Raw genomic sequence first — 16,990 nt, forward strand, 5'->3', positions numbered from 1 at the left:
TTACTATTTTGCTGTTTTGCGATTACTCTCTAAATCAGTCCCATCAATCCCACTCAAAAGCTCCAGTATACAATTGATAATACGTACCTTTCGCCGCTAGCAGCTGTTTGTGGTCCCCACGTTCCTTGATGTGCCCATGTTCCATGACCATAATGGCATCAGAATTCCGCACGGTGGATAAACGGTGTGCAATGACAAATACCGTTCTGCCCTGCATCAGATTATCCATGCCCTTCTGAACCAGCGCTTCGGTACGTGTATCGATGGATGAAGTAGCTTCATCCAGAATCATGACCGGCGGATTGGCAATCGCTGCTCTGGCAATCGCCAGCAGTTGACTCTGCCCCTGTGACAGTCCATTGCCGTTGCCATCCAGCCGGGTCTCATACCCGTCAGGCAAACGTTCAATAAAACTCGCCGCATACGACAGTTTCGCAGCCTGCATCACCTCATCGTCACTGGCCTCCAGCCTTCCGTATCGAATATTCTCAGCTACCGTACCCGAGAACAGATGGGTATCTTGCAGGACAATTCCCAGAGAACGCCGCAAATCTGCTTTTCGAATACGCTGAATGTTAATGCCATCATAGATGATCTCACCTTCTGTAATATCGTAGAAACGATTGAGCAGGTTGGCTACGGTTGTCTTGCCCGCACCCGTTGCACCTACGAACGCGAGTTTCTGTCCGGGCATGGCATATAACGCAATATTCTGAAGCACTTGTTTCTTTCCGTCGTACGTAAAACTGACGTCTTTAAACTCCACTTTGCCTTTCAGAACAACACTTGTTCCGTCCTCCAGTTTCCAGACCCATCCGGCCTGATCCTGATTTTTCTCCAAGGTCACACGGCCTTTATCTGCTTCAGGCTGTTCATCCATCATGTTAAATATCCGCTGAGCCCCTGCAAGAGCTACGACAAACATGCTGACCTGCGAGGAAATTTCGGCAATGGGCATTGTGAAATTACGGGATAAACTCAGAAAAGCTGCAATAATTCCCAGACTCAGACCGGTGTTCCAACCCGAGATTGACATAGCTCCGCCTGCAATGGCCACAAGCACGTAGATTAATGTAGCCAGATTTGCATTGATTGGCATAAGGATATTCGAATATTTGTTAGCTGTCGCTGAGTCGTCAAATAATCCATCATTCAGGCGGGCAAATTGTTCCATCGCTTTTTGCTCGCGACCGAATACCTGCACCACTTTCTGCCCATGAATAATCTCCTCGATATATCCATCCACCACACCGATTGATTCCTGCTGCTTGAAGAAGTGCTCGGTTGCCTTAGTACCCACGACTTTGGTAATCCAGAGCATGGCAAGTGCACCTAGCACAACCACGATGGTTAATGGCACATCCAGATACAACATCGTACCGAGAACGACCACAACCGTCACGGCAGTGGACAACAGCTGTGGCAATCCATCCGTCAACATCATATTCAGCGTATCCACGTCGTTTGTGTAATGACTCATAATATCCCCGTGGGCTTTACGGTCAAAATATTTAATCGGTAACTTCTGCATATGTTCGAATAAGCGGTCACGAATCCTTTTCATAATCTGCTGTGAGACGGTAATCATCAGCCGTTTCGAGACAAATGTACTGATGACTCCAGCAGCGTAGATTACAGCCAGAATGATTAATGCCTGTAACAAGGCGTCAAACACTGGATTCTGATTCCCGAGCAACGGTGTAATAAAGTCGTCAATCAGCACTCGCAGAAAGGCAGCTGAAGCGACAGAGACAGCGGAACTAACCAGAACCAGGATCAGCGCCAATGCGGTTCTGAATTTGTAATATTTAAAGTAGGCTAACAGACGTTTTATCGTCTGACCATAATTCATGTTATCCATCCAGTGCTTCACCGCCTTTCGTCTGTGTATAATAAGCTTCTTGATAAATTGTATTTCGGCCCAGCAGTTCCTGATGGGTTCCGATATCTACCATCTTGCCTTCATCCAGCACAAGAATCCGATCTGCATCTTCAACAGATGCAATACGCTGGGCAATAATAATTTTGGTTGTATCCGGTATGCTTTCCTTGAAAACGTAGCGGATTAACGCGTCGGTCCGTGTATCTACAGCGCTGGTGGAATCGTCCAGAATCAGAATCTTCGGTTTTTTGAGCAAAGCTCTGGCAATACATAATCTCTGCTTCTGACCTCCCGAAACGTTCGTACCGCCTTGCGCCAAATGCGTATCATATCCATCCGGAAAGGTGGAAATAAACTCATGTGCCTGCGCCGCTTTGCACGCTTCAATCAATTCTTCATCGGTCGCATATTCGTTGCCCCAACGCAGGTTCTCCTTAATCGTGCCTTCAAACAGGACGTTTTTTTGCAATACCATCGCGACCTGGCTGCGAAGCAAACTTAGATCGTATTCCTTCACATTGACTCCACTGACAAGGACTTCACCCTCACTGGCATCATACAGACGTGGAATCAGTTGCACCAAGGTGGATTTTGCACTGCCCGCAGCTCCAATAATACCAATCGTCTGTCCCGAAGCCATTCGCAGATTGATGCCAGACAGGGCATAATTCTCGGCTTTGCCTGAGTAACGGAAGGACACATTGCGGAATTCAATCTCTCCACTGTGCAGCTCTGTAACTGGCGATTCGGGGCTGGTGATATCGGGCTGTTCACTTAACAGTTCATTAATCCGTCCCGCCGAAGCGCGAGCAATGGCAACCATAATGACAACAATGCCCAGGGTCATCAAACTCATTAGAATTTGCATGGAATACGCGAATACACTCGTAAGCTCCCCGGTAGTCATGTTTCCACCCACAACCAGTTTGGCGCCAATCCATGAGATCATCAGCATCACGGCATACAGCACAATTTGCATCAGTGGAAGTTCATACGACAGAATGCGTTCTGCCTTAGCCATCTGTGCAAATATCCGCAGGGATACGGCCTGAAACTTGGATACCTCTCGCTCTTCACGCACATACGATTTCACGACCCGAATGCCGCGTACATTTTCCTGCACAACTTTATTCAGATCATCATAACTGCCAAAGGCACGCTCAAATATCGGAAAAGAATACTTCATGATGAGCATCATGCCAATCGCCAGCACGGGTATAACAATCATGAACCACGTTGCGATAGCCGGGCTGATGCGATACGTCATAATCGTTGCAAAGATCATCATCACCGGGCTGCGGAAGGCAATCCGGATAATCATCAGAAATGCATTTTGCACATGCGTAATATCCGTAGTCAGCCTGGTGACGATCCCTGAGGTTGAGAATTTATCCATATTGGAATACGACAGCTGCTGCACATGACGGAACAGGTCGTAACGCAAGTTTTTTCCGAACCCCGACATCGCAATCGCAGAATGCTTACCTGCCAGCGCTCCAAAGACCAGAGACACCAGGGCAAACAACACCAGAATCAAGCCGTACTTGGTCACCTGATTCATCTGGCCCCCCGTAATCCCCTGGTCGATCAGTTCAGCCATAAACAGCGGAATTATGACTTCCATGGCCACTTCACCTAGCAAAAACAAGGGCGTCAGCCACGTATCCTTTTTATATTCGCGTACACTTTGCAGTAATTTCCTGACCATAAGCATTCTCCTCATCTAAAATAAACGCCCTGATCTGTGATCTAAAAAGTAGACCGTCGATCAGAACAGATGTATTATAAACTGTATAGTAACTATACAGTCAATCACCTTTTTTGGACCTGGAGGTACGTATGCATCCCAATGAAATGTTGTCCATTAGCGCTTTTTCCAAGCTGTCCGAGATTTCGCGCAAAACCCTCATTTACTACGACCGCATTGGTCTGTTCAAACCTGCTTATGTGGCGGATAACGGTTATCGCTATTACAGCCACAGCCAGTTTGAAACGATCGGTGTTATTCATATTTTCAAAGAGCTGGGCATGTCCCTGGAGGAAATTCAACAGCATCTCGGTGAGCGTTCTCCGGAAACCACCCTTCAACTGTTGCGTAAACAGGAGGAAAATCTGCAGCTGCAGATTGCCAAACTGACTCAGGCGAAACAAATGATTATTCAGCGTGCGGAAAATATAGAGCAATCCATGCACCTGGACACCAGCCAAATGCATGTCATCTGGCAACCTAAAGCCCCCTTGCTGCTGAGCCGCCGCATCTACTCATCCAAAAAGGAGTTTCCTGAGGAACTATGGGAGGATTTTCGAGTGCGTTTGAACAAGGAACATGCACCACTCGGTTATCCCGGCGGCGTCATCATTCCCAAAGCGGATCTACTGCGCAAGGATGGCGATATGATCTCTCATATGTACAGCTATATGACCACAGAGCATCATGAACAGGCGTATATGCCGGAGGGATTTTATCTGGTGTCTTATGCCAGAGCCGACTATGGAGATACCGAGAAGTTTTTCCCAAAAATCTTTGATTATATAGAAAAGAAACAGTATGTCATTAAAGGCGATGCTTACGAGGATTACATGCAGGATGAGATTGTTTTGCAGCACGCAGAGGATTATCTGGTTCGGGTTATGGTGCATATTGAGGAGCCCAGCAACAATGAAGATATAACCCGACTTAACTTAGCTTAATTCAAATCAAAGAAGGAACCATTCGCAGCCTGCCGAATCGTTCCTTTTTTTACTGTTGGGACTGTTCTATTTCGTCTGACCTACTTCAATCTGGATTTCATTTATACCCTTAACAAACCGCGAAAACCTCTTGCAGCGTAATAAGACTCTGCACCATTATGGTACATAAACACGGTATCATAACGGCGGTCGCAAAAAATAGCTCCACCGCGCTGTCTAATATTCTCAGGTGTCACCACCCAGCTGGAAGTTTTCAGATCAAAATTTCCTAGCTGCTGTAACTCCCGATACTGGGTTTCATTCAAAAGCTCAATGCCCATCTCGATGCACATCTGAACCGCGCTGTGCTTGGGTTTATTCTCTTTGCGAGCATCCAGTGCGGCCTGATCATAACAGACACTGCGACGGCCCTTCGGGCTCTCTGCTGAGCAGTCTACAAAGATATATTCACCTGTCTCATTATCAAACTCCACAACATCCGGTTCGCCGCCGGTTTTCTCCATCTCGTGCAGTGACCATAGTTTGTCCGGGTGCGCTTCCAGTTTAGCCTCTACGTTAGCCCATTCCAGATCGGGATGACGACTCATATTCTTTTCAAAACGGGTCTTTAATGCCTTGAACAATTCATCACGTTGTTCCGGTGACAGTTCTTTTTCATTTTCAATGGAGTTCGTTGTCATCCTCATTCTCCCCCGGTTCATCATCGGAATTTGTATTACACTGATCCTACTGATTGTATTGAAAATAAAAATGAAAAACAACCTGTCCCGTTCACAGGTTGTTTACCTCGGCATCCAGCTTCTGAGCCAGCCGGGTTATGCCAAACACCGCTGTCTTGCTCGTGCCCCCAAGAGACTCAGCATGAAATCCAGTTGGTAGCTGCTCCCCTACAATAGGTAGATTTTCGAGCTGTACACCCGCTGTATCCAGCAGATACACTCGTTTGGCAATCCGCAGCATCTCATCCAGAAACACGATTAACAGTGTAAGCGGAATGACTTTCCAGATATCCGTAACGATTGCCGTTTCGTACGTATCTTCCTCACAAAAATTGACAAACCCTGCTTTGTAGGCCGTATGAACGTCTGGTCTCTGTGTGCGCATAATCTCGGTATTCTTCTGATTACATGCAAATACATCGGTGATATTCAACCTGTCTGCAAACGCTGGAGTGATATACCCGACTGCCAAATGTCTGCCTTCTTCTTGCAAACCAAGCAGGGCCCGATCAAGATCATCGTAATCTTGCGGCAGGTGTTGATCCGCAACATTAAACTGTGCAAGCACCATATCATAAATAAAGTTTTGATTCACATAGGACAGCTCCACCGGAAGTTCCTGATGCAACTTCACAAAGTGCAGATGATTCTTTCGGCTAGTCATCTCTACCGGATTAAACTGCTCATGTGGCAAATGTAAGGCACGGAGTGAAGGGTCTGCCCGAAAATGAAATCCTGCCCTCCAGAGACGGTAACCTAGCTCCAGATCCTCGTGCCCCCAGCCGTGGAACGACTCATCGAATCCGCCCACTTGTCTCAGCAGATGGGTCTCCGCCGAAACCATGCTTGTCCAAAACATCGTCCACGGGGCAGAACTGCGATCCAGATCATTTTCATAAAAATCAAACCGCAATTGTCTGGAGTCAGGATAAGCCTTCAGCATCGGATTCCGCAAACAGGCTTCAGGATGCTCCGAGGAAGCAATGGATTGCAAGTATTTGGCGAGCGGTTGCTCGTGATCCTTTTGATTCATGCCATGAACCGTGCCGAGTCCAACCGTATGTTCGTGACATTGATGAAATTGAATGACATTAAGGATCAGATCCGCACCGATCAGTACGCCGGTATCCAGGTATACACATATCTCATGTTTAGCCAGATGCAGCCCCATGTTCCGTGCTGTCCCTGCCCGAAACCCCAAATCCTTCTGGTAACAGTATCTCAGATCCAGATCGTCTTCAAAGGAACAGGCGACATCCTTCGTATGATCACTTGACCCGTCATCACATACAATGACCTCAAATAATGATGTGTCCGCTTCCTGATGCTTCAGGCATACAAGCGTGCGCTCTAACAAATCGGAGTGATTATATGTAGGAATGATGACGGTGACTCCCTTGGTCATCTAATATGCCTCCTTCCTGAACTTGAACGATCCCCTGGTCTGGTGCAACACATCCGGTTTGCCGTACACCGGGATGATGACCGCCACGTTCATAATGGCTTCTCCACAAGCTGAAGTGAAAAACTTTCCAAAATACAAGAGGTCAGATGATCCAGTGCTGTACCATCGTATGCATACGTTTGAAGCTGTGACTGCCCCCGCAAAATCTCACTCGCATACGCAGCAATCCGCCCCTGATCCATCTCGGACTCCTCCAGCCACCGGATATAACCCCTCTCTCCCATCTGCCGAGCATACACAATATTGCTGGGATTCACTTCTTCCCGGCGGGGAACCGCAATAGCAGGTATTCCTAGTGAAGCCAATTCCCACAAAGTAGTATGACCACCCCTGCACACCACCAGCGAGCTGTCTCTCACTTCGTCCATAAAAGATCCCGGGTCGGCAATAAACTGTGTCGTTTCATCCCCGAGTCGCTGCAATGATTTTGTCAATGTGCCGCTGTACACCAGCTTGATATAATCCGTTTCATTCTTCAGATCCGCTATCGCTTTTTTGAAAAAAGGGACGTCCACAATCGTCGCTGAGCCTGACGTGATGACAATCTTTTTCACCTTCGCCGCTGTCCGTTCAGGCACTTCAACCACCGGGCCAACAAAATGCAACTTCTCCCGAATCGAGTCCGCTGTCGGAAACATCCAGTGCTCCTGCTGATCCACAATCGCAATTTGATCCGCCATTTGCAGATAACCGAGCATCTCCTGTTCATCCTCTAACCAATTGGTGATGAAGCAGGTGGGAATACCCAGACTTTTGGCGAGTGGTAATAAAAGAAGCTCTTCATCTACCACAATGCCATCAGGTTGTGTCTGATGAATTAAGTCCAGCAACTTCCAGGTTCGCTCAGCACTACTACCAGCGGAAGGCAGTTCCAGATTGATCAGATGACCTGAGTATACCCTCTGTAAATATTGAAATCCGGAGGAATAAGACGCAATAATAACCTCATGATTTAACTGCATAAGCCGTTTCGCCACAAGCAGATCACGCTTTGCATGTCCAAACCCGTTTCCACGTGAGACAACGAGTACCTTCATCGATATTTCCCCTTTCCAAGGCTTGCAAATGTCACCCGACAGATGCGGCCATCCCCTGCTTCCTCAGCAAAGCAACTTGCGCACCGTACATGTCACGAAATACGCCTTCTTCCTCCAGCAACTGCAAGGGGGCACCTTCCTGAACAATCTGGCCCTCCGACATCACATAAACTCTGTCACAATGCATAACCGTGCTGACCCGATGTGCGATCAGCAGCGCCGCTTTACCCTGAGTTGCAAATTGTTTGACACTCCGAACGACACTTTCCTCCATTACCGGGTCCATTGCAGCCGTAGGTTCATCCAGGATCAGCATTGTCCGGGTGTTAGCCATCGCCCGCGCAACCGCCACACGCTGCCATTGTCCACCCGATAGCTCCGTTCCGTCTGTATATCCTGCACCCAGTCGTTTGTCTCCACTCCGCTCGGTGATATCCTGTACAAGCTTCCGTGCAGCCTCACTCCACTCCCGATGAAGTCCAACATTCTGCTGTACACTTAGCGGGAATCGGGCAAAGTCAGCATAAGCAACGGAGACTGCGCGCAGCCTGTCGGTATGTAAGCTCGGTTTCCCGTCCACCCAAATCTCACCTTCGGCAGGTTCAAGCAAACCACAGATCAGATTGCACAGCGTTGTTTTACCAGCCCCGTTCTCCCCTACCAGTCCGACAAGCTCTCCAGTGCGAAAGTGCATGGTCACATCCCTCAGCACAGGTTTGCTGTTATTCGGATAGGAGAACCCAACACCATTCAGTTCAATTTCTTGGTCCGCTTCCTTGGCTGAGGTCTCTACTTGGTCTGGCGTATCTGTAGCCAGAAAACGAGAAAGATTGGATGCAGCGAGTAATTCACTGGTAAACAGACGGAGCTCCAGTACAAATGCATTAGCTTTACCAAGCAATTCATCAATCAGTTGAAAGGCGATGATCAAACCGCCGATGGAAGAACTGGCTGTCAGAATCGATACCATATAGGCCGCAGAGATGAGAAGAAGCTGGCCGATCTGCATCAGTCCTGATGTCTTTTGAGACGTAAGAAGAAAGGATTGATTGGTCTTGCTGATGTCTGCAAATGTATTCTTCCACAGACTCACGATATAAGGGGAGTATCCAAACAGCTTGCGTTCCTTGCCCAATTGAAAATCCATGACGGTGCTACGGTAATAATTTTCACGGATACGCTGACCTGATAGCTGATTCTCCACATTAAACATCTGACGACCCAGCTTGTATTGTTTGAATACAACAAAAGCAAAGGTTAATATCATCACCAGACACCCGATTTTCGTGACAAACCATAACGCCGTACCCAAGCTGATCAGGGTTACTGCGGCGCTCAGAACATCCAGCGCAAGTGTGAGAACACGATGTCCACGATCCAGACTGTTCGCTGCCTTCTCCGCTGATTCAGAGAATGAGGCATCGAGAAGCTTCTGGTAGGGCACTTTATTGTATTGATCGATATACAACTCTTTCGCGGCTCGCCCCAAGTGAATACGTAGTCCCTCCAGCGCAATGCCGTATAACGAATCCATCACTTTTTCTCCGATGGTAGCCGCTGCGAACCAGGCCATCAGCAGAATCATGCGGTCGAGATCTACCCCGGTCATCACCTGCTGAACGGCATATCCGAATAGAAAAATGCGAACGGCGGGCAGTATCCCTTTGAACAGGGTCACAGACAGAGCAAATGTAATCCACGGTAACAACTTTCGTTTGTTCTTTACCTTGGTCAACCACATTAGGCCACGTCCCCTCCTTCCCCTTCCTTTAGCGTCTCCATAAAAGAAGAAGAGGCTTTCCACATCGCTTGATAAGTTTCGCTTGTCTGAAGCAATCCATCATGTGTTCCATAGTCCCGGATTTCCCCCTGATCCATCAGGAGAACTGTATCGGCAAAAGCACAACCCACCAAACGGTGAACAACGAACAATACCGTGTACCCCTCCAATCGGTTAATAATGGATTCCAGAATGTTCAATTCGTTGCTTGGGTCAAGTTTGGACGTTGGTTCATCCATAATAATGACAGAGCCTGTCCGATAGATAGCCCGAAACATACTTCTGGCTAAAGCTAACCTCTGCCACTGGCCCTCCGACAGATCCGAGCCCCCGACTTCCGGCCACAGTTCCGTTTGTTGCCCTTGAGGCAGCGCGTTTACAAATTGGGCATTGGTCAGTTTCAACGCCTCCATCATGTCATCCGTGTGCTCCTTACGAGTGATATCACCCAGATACACGTTCTCGGCAGCAGATAACTTATAACGTCCATAGTCTTGCAGGCAGAAGCCACCTACCTCCTCCGACGTTACGGAACCCTGATCCGGCTTCAACAGCCCCGCGAGCATAAGCATCAGGGTAGTTTTGCCCGAGCCATTGGCGCCAACGATGGCCACCTTGGCTCCGCGTTCAACATCAAAGTTGATGTTTTTCAGCACTTCATGATCCCCATCATAACTGAACGTTAATTGGCGAACGGAAATTGCACAGGTAGAATGGATATCATTGTTTTTGCAGTCAGCCGGGCTTGCCGCTCTGTTTGACTGTTCCTCTGCAGGCTGCTGAATCAGCTCTGCCAAAAACATTTTCCGCCCCAGCCAGTGTTTGCCTTGGCTAAGAACCAGACCCAGCAACTGCTCCAGATGCAGACCTCCAATAAGTAGAGCGGCGACTTCTCCCGGATGCAAGGTACCTTGCCACAGTTTCCATAATCCCACCATCAATACAACGGTTGTCACAACCCCACTGCCAAGTTGACCTGCCAGCCTGTAAAATCCCGTCTTGACCATTTGACTTATCGTTGACCGCGCGATTTGAATCTGTTCTGTCTGCCATTTCCCTTTCACCCACCCGGATATGCCAAAAACACGCATTTCTTTAGCAGACTTCAATGTAGTCAGCATGTTCAGAAACGTTCCTTCCAGCCTCGTTGTTTCCGAGATGCTTTGCAGGAAGTTCGATTCAATCGCTGCTGCCTTTTTCATGAGCCATACATTGAGCAGTGTTCCAGCCAGAATCAACAGAGGCGCCCACCATGCCACCACCAACAGAATCCATGTTAAGGAGAACCCGGTTATAATAACCTGAAGCAATGCCGATAGCCCGTCCAGTCCGCCATGGTAGATCGAGCTGACTGATTCCGAAGTGCTAGAGATTCGGTTTCGCGTTGCCGCCCGGAGCAGCTCATTCTCTGTTCTGCGATTCACGTTATCAAACAGACGGATAGACAGATTGTGATAGACGTGATCCTTCACCTTTCTAAGAAAATAGGGCTGTATCACGTTAAGCAAAATCGCAATCGTGCCAGCCCCAGCAATAATGCCTATGTAAGCTAACGAAGAATTACGGTCGCCGTTAGCCAGTTGATTCACTGAATGCTTGATCGCCCATACCATGAAGCCAGGCCATACACCGAGTGCTAAAATAAGCGCTAATAATACCCAGATAGCCCGATCCCCTGCCCGGACAATGATCCACATCTGGGCAAACCCGGCATGTATACGGCTCATAATATTCTCCTTCCCGAAGCAGAATCCACGAAAGCGATCGGTGTATGAATCTGTGATAATACGGAAGTCTCGATGTAATAACCTGACTCGGTACGAACAGAAGGACACAATAAAACAAACTTCCAGGATGCCTCAGAATCATGGTCAATGAGCAGACAGAGCGTATCCGCGGTATCGAATTGCTTCTGTCCCGTCATATGCTCATAAGTCACAGCGGCTTCATGATGACTGTGCTCTATATGATGCCTGGAGCAGATCTCTGCAGCACCTTCTGAATTCCATGGTAAAACCAGAAACGGATATGCCCTGTCCAATCCGCCTGCATCCTCTGACTCGGTAATATCATAATAATCAGCAATCCATCTGGTATTGCCCAACAGGTTGTACTGGTCGTGTACGGAGACACGAACCTTCTTCTGGATCGTATGTACGACCGTCATAGGGATGCCAAGACGAACCTCTTCCAAATGCGGAGGAGGCCAGTGATCATTTAGACTGCGAACATATTGAATCAGATGATTCCCGAACCCCGTCTTACCATCATATTGCGAGAGTGCCCACTGATAGACTAATTTGTCCTCTTCATGGAAAACCAGATCAATATCCGTACTGAAAAAATGATCCACTTCAATCAAAATGATCGCCGAAACCAGATTAATCAGATACGGTTTCAAGCCCTCCTTCACTTCTCCATATTCGCCTTTGTGAGCAAGCAGCCATTCTTTAACGAGATAATGAATGCCACCTCGCGCGAAGAAAGAGACGGTCAGGTTAAAATCATCCCATAGATGAAGCGGAGGTGCACCAAAGGCTAAGTGTACCGATGTAGACGTCGCTTTGCTCAGACTGGCTCCAAATCTTCCAATCTGTGGAGGAGGCATAGTGGATAACGGGTAAAGCTTCAACTCAACTACCTCAGCAATGTCAAAATCCTGTACTAGTGGTGCAATATATTCCCTTATGGCTGCACACTGTGAAGCCAAATGATTTTCATATTCAGCCATCATATCTTCTGCTTTCGTATCTGCAGACGCACTTAATATACGTTTGACCAACTTCACTTCCGGTCCACTCTGGACAGCCAGCATGTCTTTCAGAAGCAAACTGCCCCAATATCGATAGACATTAGAACGAAGACCACGATTACGAATAAGATTCAGCAAGGCAGGTGGATAGTTTCGTTCCTGAGGGACCGTCCATAACTTATCTTGTCTTAACTCGTTAATGGCTCTGCATAGCTCCAATAACAGCGGATATTGCCCAACTCGTACACGAAGTGTCGGCATCGCATTCCGGCTCCCCTTCTTGCCTGGTACTATATGTCAACGCAAGCCGCTTCTGCCTTGCGTTGACATATGCAGATTATGATGGCGTGACTACGTGAGAAAAAATAAACGATTTTCTTCAATGCTTTTTCTCCATTGCTTCGGTACGGCGCTTTCCGGAAAGATAGCTGCCACAGGACAGGCCAGATCACATAGGCCACAATCGGTACATACCGATGGATTAATATAATATTGCTTGGCATCCGGAGATGTCTGAATGGCTTCTTCGGGGCAAGCCACGATACATTTAGCCAAAAGCTCTCCTTCGCATGTGGCGGTAATTACCCATGACATACGCTTGTCCCCCTCATATGAAAACCTATAATCGCTGCAATGCTCAGTTCTGCATGCAGGTTATTCCAATACTCAACTGCTGTGCGAGCCACAAAGTCCACATCACTCATGCCAATAATGCCTGCAGATTCATCGGTTTCTCTCGCCACATCATAACCGGCAAAGACCACAACCCTGCTGGCAGCATGCGGCAGCTGAGATAGATGTTGCCTTGCACCTTGATGAATGACAATGGAAGTCCATCCCTTCTCCCGCATACTCATTAGCTGACTGAGCGGATTTTCCGCAATGATGGTCTCTACACCAAAGGCATGAGACAACACTTCACCATATGAATCACCGATGGCATCAGGATGAACAACAACCTTCATTTCAGATGACAACCCGTGTGAATCAATTAAGGTCGATTGATGTTGATCGGGATTTTGATGCAGCATCTGATCCTCTGGAATATACAGCCGTCCCAAAATATCATCCCGCCGTACAGGAGGATCAGACATATGATTGCGGTCACCCGCAGTAACAACGTAGTCATGTCCAAGGCTGATAATTCGATGAGCCAGAAAACCGTTCATCTGGTCACGAACCAGCACAACATCGCCCTCTTTGATCTCATCCAGCAAAGGATGTACAGAAATGCGTTGCCCTTGAACTAGAAGAGGATGCATGCAGTTTCCCTCAATCACGATTGGGATTGATCTTCCTTGTTGCAATGCACGAATCAGGAAATCCTGTCTGCGGGTACTAAGCATTCTCTCAGAACTCCTATTTTGGATAGTGCCGTTACAAAATCCCGAATGTCATCCTCGACATGATCTTCATCACCGATATTGAATTTCAGTTTGATCTGCTGACACATCTCATCTAGAGATTGCGCAGAATCTGCAAGCATGTTCCACACCGCTTTACTGACATCATCCTCCAAGACAAATACCTCACCAGACTCAGAAAGAATGAATATTCCTTCTACATTTTCATCAAAAAAGACATCATCGGCTATTTGAAACCACTGGCTCATTGGTTTTACCTCCTGCCATTTTGAAATAAGCGACCATTTTTCTACGGATACCACGCCTAATGCCTGAGCAATCCTGAGGGAAAGTTCCATCGATGTCGCCTGTGGCTCCCCAATGGAATGCACGGCAGCCCCCGCCGCAGGATTCTCTGAACGTACACTTCATACACTCTGGCAATGTGTGGACGGTTCTGTTCCGCGAACGTTCAAACACCTCGGAAGTCTCCCATATTTCCCGGAGTGACTTCTCTCGAATCGATCCGGCGTGGAACATCGGGGAATGCATCAGCTTGCAAGGAAACACGTTGCCCTTCGCATCAATTGAAAATTCACTCGTACCGTGACCGCAATGCCGTCTTCGTTCATACTGCTTCACGTTCAAGGCTTGACAGTCTTCATGGGCATCTCCCATCTCGATATCCTGCATCCGATCCGCAATGCGGCGGCGTTCGCCAAAGCTCAGCCCTTGCATGTGGTCATCCCCGCGTCCGAGTGTCGCAAGAGGTACAATATTCAAGCGTACCGAGCGCTCCGTGGCAAATTTCAGCATCGAATCCACTGAATCCCGGTTATGCTTGGTCACCGTTTGGTTAATTTTTAATTTAATTCCGGCTTCCAGAATCAGATCGATAGCTTTGCGCGTCCGATCCCACGTATTTACACCGCGGTTGGCCTCATGCTCCTCTTTAATCAGTGAGTCAATACTGATCGTAAACAAATCTACCAGTTTGGCAATTTCGTTGACCTTTTCACGACTGTTAATCAACGTTCCGTTGCTGATTACGTTGACTCGCAATCCGATCTCCTTACTGTAGGCCATGAGCTCCATAATATCCTTACGGATAAACGCCTCACCGCCCGTAAACACGATGGTACTGCTTCCTAGTTCCTTGATCTGCCTGATCATGTCTTTGGCCTCTTCAGTATTCATATCCCCGTTCATCGAGCGCTCCGGGCTGCTGTCCGCGTAACAATAGATACAGTTCAGATTACATTTGTAGGTAGTTACAAAATATACAGCGCTAGGCGGAACCTTACCCAATCCCTGCTTCTGCATCACATCCAGCATATGATACTCGGCAGGTCTTTCTCCTTGATAGGCCACACGATACATCAACATCTTTCGTGCAATCTGCTTCACCTGCTGAGGGTCTAAGCCTGAATCAATCAATTCTGCTGCCGATTTTCCGTCGTATATCAATTCCGATGCAATTTCATACTCGCTTGGTGAGTACACAACCCAACAATTGAGTTGAACGTTATGTACGACATAATTTCCATCCTCGTAGTACACTGCGACATCCGGAATATGCAATCGTTCGTCTATTTGCATGAACAAGCCTCCAGTAATCAAGATAAGAGGCCGATAAACAGGCCTCTTTTTGTGTTCATGAACAATAAATGATTAGCAAGATCCTCCATAACCGCCGCCCACTGAAAATGCACAGCCACAACCGCAGCCTGCTGCAACAGCAATCGCCGCAGATTCCAATTTACGGAAAGTTGGTTTTTTGTAATTCGTCATATACTCTCACCTCCTCTCATATAACAACGTAAAGTAAGCGCTTGCATTATAAGCGAAAAAAGATTACTGAAAGAGAAAGCTGAGAGAGAGAAAAAAAGGCTAAACTAATCAATCGTTGAAAGCATGAGGTAATGGCTTGTCTAGCACAAAGATTGTACATCCAAGTCTAGTTTAAAAAGAAAGGAGGAGATCAAGAGGTCATTCTAGGAAGTGAACATGAATATCAAGTTCATTCACATTGGATTTCAAAATCGGGTATGCTGTAGAATACATGTTTATATTCCATCGAATCGATGTATATAATTTCATTTTATTGAATTTTTTTCTAGAATACTGCCATTTTTTTGTTGTGTCAACTGTTTTTTTGAATATTTTGCGAACGATTCATTCCTGTTGCACGGCTCGATGTGTTGCAATGTCCTGGAGCGCCTGTTCAAAACGTACAGCGATGCTTTGAACCGCATAACTTCTCACCGATTCTCTGCATACTTCAGGTGCAGGAAGCGGCCTTTCTCCTCGCAAAATGCTACCCAAAATAGACGTCAATTGCCCCAGATTCTCAGGCTCATACAGCCAGCCGTTGCTGGCATTTACAATCTCTCCTGGTCCATACTTACAGTTACTTGAGATCACCGGAATCCCCCTGGAGAGGGCTTCAATCAGAACCAGCCCAAACGGTTCTGTCTCCGATGCCAACACTAATGAAGTGGCACTGTGCACCATATCCCACGGCTGTTGCTGCCATCCATGCCACACAATGTGATCTTGTAGCCCCAATTGTTGAGACAGTTCTACTAAAGATTCATATTGATCACCGTCACCAATGATGTGTAATTCAAAGCATTCCTTTTGCAAAGGAGAAAAAGCCCGTAATATTTGATCCACATTTTTCACCTTGGCCAGTCTTCCAACAACCAGAAATACGGGATGAGGTGCTCTGTTCACATATGGAATGTTATCAAATTTCACGGGATTATAGACCAGCTTGTTTTGTTTTTCCGGAAAAACACAATGCAAATCTCTTAAATTTCCTTCGCTTATGGAGAGATGGCCATCTGCAGCCCGTAAATCTTCGAAGAATTGATAGTAAAAAGCCAAATTAAAGTGAAGCCAGCTAACCACTGGCACTTGCATATTTAACCGTTTCATTGCCATCGCTGAAGCTTTCACACCAATCGCACCTGTCGATACGATGATATCTGCCGAGAGGTCTTTAAAGACGTTCGCCAAAGCAGCAGAATACATGTTAAAGAGAATATGCCGCGGGATAAAATCATTTATTTTGGCAGACAAAGTGATCGTATTGATCCTCTCTTCCCAGGTATCATCTTTCGATTTCCCTCTTAAAATCACAGTGATATTATGCCTCTGTTTGAGCTCATGATAGATTAACGCAAGGGCTGTTTCCATTCCACCTCGGCCACTGAGCACAATATCCACGACAAATACGATGTTCAATACATGATGCCTCCTTCAGTGCAGATCATTTAGAAGCAAAATCCATGCCAGTTTTCTAACATTTTCCACCAA

General features: G+C 47.1%; 14 protein-coding genes. 1 reads left to right on the forward strand and 13 read right to left on the reverse strand.

The window, feature by feature from the left end:
• Positions 1-43: 43 nt before the first annotated feature.
• Together ACR8BL_RS12320 and ACR8BL_RS12325 are read right to left on the reverse strand one after the other, a co-directional pair.
• A complete protein-coding gene (locus ACR8BL_RS12320; protein ID WP_434752871.1) occupies positions 44-1,861 on the reverse strand; it encodes an ABC transporter ATP-binding protein in 1,818 nt (605 codons plus the stop codon).
• The gene (locus tag ACR8BL_RS12325; protein ID WP_434752872.1) at positions 1,854-3,590 is read right to left on the reverse strand and encodes an ABC transporter ATP-binding protein; all 1,737 of its coding nucleotides are present in this window, start codon (positions 3,588-3,590) and stop codon (positions 1,854-1,856) included. The genes ACR8BL_RS12320 and ACR8BL_RS12325 overlap by 8 nt, the downstream gene beginning before the upstream one ends.
• Before the next feature lie 131 nt (positions 3,591-3,721).
• Between ACR8BL_RS12325 and ACR8BL_RS12330 the strand changes: the two genes are divergently transcribed.
• Positions 3,722-4,573, forward strand: a complete 852-nt coding sequence (locus ACR8BL_RS12330) for a MerR family transcriptional regulator (protein WP_434752873.1) — start codon at positions 3,722-3,724, stop codon at positions 4,571-4,573.
• A 101-nt stretch (positions 4,574-4,674) separates the two neighbouring features.
• On the opposite strand, the gene ACR8BL_RS12335 is transcribed toward ACR8BL_RS12330, so the two are convergent.
• The 11 genes from ACR8BL_RS12335 to ACR8BL_RS12385 all read right to left on the reverse strand — a co-directional run bounded on the left by ACR8BL_RS12335 (position 4,675) and on the right by ACR8BL_RS12385 (position 16,918).
• Positions 4,675-5,253, reverse strand: coding sequence for a DUF4256 domain-containing protein (locus tag ACR8BL_RS12335; RefSeq protein WP_434752874.1), 579 nt, complete (start codon positions 5,251-5,253; stop codon positions 4,675-4,677).
• A gap of 91 nt (positions 5,254-5,344) precedes the next feature.
• Entirely contained in the window at positions 5,345-6,697 is a 1,353-nt protein-coding gene (locus tag ACR8BL_RS12340) for a glycosyltransferase (protein ID WP_434752875.1), read from the reverse strand.
• Positions 6,698-6,786: 89 nt separating this feature from the next.
• Positions 6,787-7,794, reverse strand: a complete 1,008-nt coding sequence (locus ACR8BL_RS12345) for a glycosyltransferase (RefSeq protein ID WP_434752876.1) — start codon at positions 7,792-7,794, stop codon at positions 6,787-6,789.
• Positions 7,795-7,825: 31 nt separating this feature from the next.
• Entirely contained in the window at positions 7,826-9,535 is a 1,710-nt protein-coding gene (locus ACR8BL_RS12350; protein ID WP_434752877.1) for an ATP-binding cassette domain-containing protein, read from the reverse strand.
• A complete protein-coding gene (locus tag ACR8BL_RS12355; RefSeq protein WP_434752878.1) occupies positions 9,535-11,301 on the reverse strand; it encodes an ATP-binding cassette domain-containing protein in 1,767 nt (588 codons plus the stop codon). Before ACR8BL_RS12355 ends, ACR8BL_RS12350 begins: the two co-directional genes overlap by 1 nt.
• Positions 11,298-12,587, reverse strand: a complete 1,290-nt coding sequence (locus ACR8BL_RS12360) for a hypothetical protein (RefSeq protein ID WP_434752879.1) — start codon at positions 12,585-12,587, stop codon at positions 11,298-11,300. The genes ACR8BL_RS12355 and ACR8BL_RS12360 overlap by 4 nt, the downstream gene beginning before the upstream one ends.
• Before the next feature lie 90 nt (positions 12,588-12,677).
• The gene (locus ACR8BL_RS12365; RefSeq protein ID WP_434752880.1) at positions 12,678-12,920 is read right to left on the reverse strand and encodes a 4Fe-4S dicluster domain-containing protein; all 243 of its coding nucleotides are present in this window, start codon (positions 12,918-12,920) and stop codon (positions 12,678-12,680) included.
• Positions 12,908-13,672 (reverse strand): S24/S26 family peptidase, encoded by a 765-nt coding sequence (locus ACR8BL_RS12370; protein ID WP_434752881.1) that lies wholly within the window; start codon positions 13,670-13,672, stop codon positions 12,908-12,910. The genes ACR8BL_RS12365 and ACR8BL_RS12370 overlap by 13 nt, the downstream gene beginning before the upstream one ends.
• Positions 13,642-13,938: a PqqD family protein gene (locus ACR8BL_RS12375; RefSeq protein WP_434752882.1), complete on the reverse strand. Its 297-nt coding sequence runs from the start codon at positions 13,936-13,938 to the stop codon at positions 13,642-13,644. Before ACR8BL_RS12375 ends, ACR8BL_RS12370 begins: the two co-directional genes overlap by 31 nt.
• Positions 13,910-15,268 carry a radical SAM protein gene (locus ACR8BL_RS12380; protein WP_434752883.1) on the reverse strand — a complete coding sequence of 453 codons (1,359 nt, stop codon included), beginning with the start codon at positions 15,266-15,268 and terminating at the stop codon, positions 13,910-13,912. Before ACR8BL_RS12380 ends, ACR8BL_RS12375 begins: the two co-directional genes overlap by 29 nt.
• Positions 15,269-15,844: 576 nt before the next feature.
• A complete protein-coding gene (locus ACR8BL_RS12385) occupies positions 15,845-16,918 on the reverse strand; it encodes a glycosyltransferase (protein WP_434752884.1) in 1,074 nt (357 codons plus the stop codon).
• Positions 16,919-16,990 lie beyond the last annotated feature (72 nt).

The sequence above is a fragment of the Paenibacillus amylolyticus genome, from assembly GCF_051136285.1.
Classification (GTDB): Bacteria; Bacillota; Bacilli; order Paenibacillales; family Paenibacillaceae; genus Paenibacillus; species Paenibacillus amylolyticus_F.